General features: G+C 75.2%; 2 protein-coding genes and 1 pseudogene. All 3 read right to left on the reverse strand.

The genetic code is table 11. The annotated features are described in order from the left end of the window. Positions 1 to 199: pseudogene (locus AE652_RS40955) on the reverse strand (hypothetical protein); the annotation flags it as partial. Continuing rightward, a complete protein-coding gene (locus AE652_RS40960; protein ID WP_049661024.1) occupies positions 196 to 1,053 on the reverse strand; it encodes a hypothetical protein in 858 nt (285 codons plus the stop codon). The pseudogene AE652_RS40955 and the gene AE652_RS40960, both read right to left, overlap by 4 nt. After that, positions 1,050 to 1,644 (reverse strand): hypothetical protein (locus AE652_RS40965; RefSeq protein WP_159028728.1); only part of this gene is annotated, 595 nt, incomplete at its 5' end. The genes AE652_RS40960 and AE652_RS40965, both read right to left, overlap by 4 nt.

Below are 1,644 nucleotides of genomic sequence, written 5' to 3' on the forward strand. Positions count from 1 at the left end.
CCCGGGGCCCGAGCGCCCGGGCCCCGGCGCGGCTCCCACCAGTGCGGCGGGCCTCCTGCTCGGCGAGGGCCGCGGGGTCCTCGGCGGCGGCGAAGGGCTCGGCGACGGGCGCGGCGAGCGCCTCCAGGACCGGATCGGCCCCCTTCCCGGGCACGGGCGCGTTCGCGGGCGCGGGCGGCGGGGTGGCGTGGTCGGTCATACGGAGGCTCCGGGGCGGGCGAGGCGGTCGAGCTGGAGGGTGAACAGGGCGACGATCTTGTCCTTGGGCAGCGGCGCCACGCCCTCGGCGCTCATGACCACCAGGAGGTCGCCCTCGGCGGCCGAGCACTCCAGGTAGTCGATCGGCGCGGACGGCGGCGCCGGCATCAGGTAGCAGTGCGCCTCGGGGTGCCCGGGGACGGCCGGGCCGACCCGGAACAGGCCGGTGTCGCCGGTGAAGACCGCGGTGTACTCGTTGATCCGCTGCACTTCCTGCTGGTTGAACTGGCGCAGCTTCAGGCCGATCACCAGGTCGTCCCCGTCGGCGAGGTAGGTGCGCACGCCGGAGGCCTTGACGTGCATGCCCTCCCAGTAGGCGCGCATCTTGTCGCGCTTGTCCTTGGGGAGCTGCTGGAGGTCGGCGTCCATCTCGGCGGACAGCTGCTCGCCGTTCTGCTCGCTGTCGTGGCCGTAGCCGCCGTCGTCCGGGCCGGGCCGGTAGCCGGCCGGGACGGGCAGCAGCAGGTCGCGCATCGAACCGAAGTGGCTGCCGTTGGACTTGGCGCCGTACGGCGTGGCGGTCGCGGTGGGGGTGGGACCGGTGGACGGCGCGGCGGCGGTGGCCGGCGCGGGGTCGTCGTACTGGGTCTTGATGATGCCCACGCCGACGGCCACGCCGACCAGCGCGGCGGCGGCGGTCGCGGCCCCCGCGCGCAGCAGGCGGCGGGAGGCGGGGCTCGGGCCGGCGGGTGCGGCGAGGCCTGCGGGCGCGGCGGACCCGATGGGCGAACCCTCGGGCGCCGTCCCGGGCGCGCCCGGGGCGGCGGCGGAGGTGGTCACGGTGTCGTCGTTCATACCAGCCGCTCCCACTGCCGCTTGGCGAGGTCCTTGAGGGTGTCGGGGTTCACCGGCTTGGTGTCGAAGACCTGGATCCTCATCTTCACCGTGCCGCGCGTGGCGGCGGCCTGGCCGTAGTAGTACTGCTCGGTGCTCTCGGCCCAGTGGGTGGGCACGGCGTCCACCCTGTAGCCGCCGTTGGCGCCCTCGGCGAACTCCTGCCAGTGGTCGGCCTTCGCCTCGTCGGCACGGTCCGCGGTGAACTGGATCAGCTGGGCGCGGTAGAAGACGCCGTCCTTCTTCCAGTCGACCTCGGCCGCGCGCCGGAAGCCGCGCGAGGCGAGTTCCTTGAACGTGCCGGCCGACCTGCCGTTCTGCTCGGCGAGTTCGCCGATCGAGATCCAGCTCGGCTTGTCCGGGTAGTCGCCCCAGGGGGCGCTGCCCTCGGGGGCGCCGATCAGCAGCTTGGTCAGGTCGCCGTCGATGCCGAGCGGCGCGGGCTGCTCGGCGGCGAGGGCGGCCGCGTCGACCCGCTCGGCCGGGTAGGCCGGGCGGGCGGCCTGGAGCGGCGGCAGCGGCGTGGGCGGGCGCTGGGCCTGCACGGCGTAG

Source organism: Kitasatospora sp. MY 5-36 (genome assembly GCF_001182915.1).
GTDB lineage: Bacteria > Actinomycetota > Actinomycetes > Streptomycetales > Streptomycetaceae > Kitasatospora.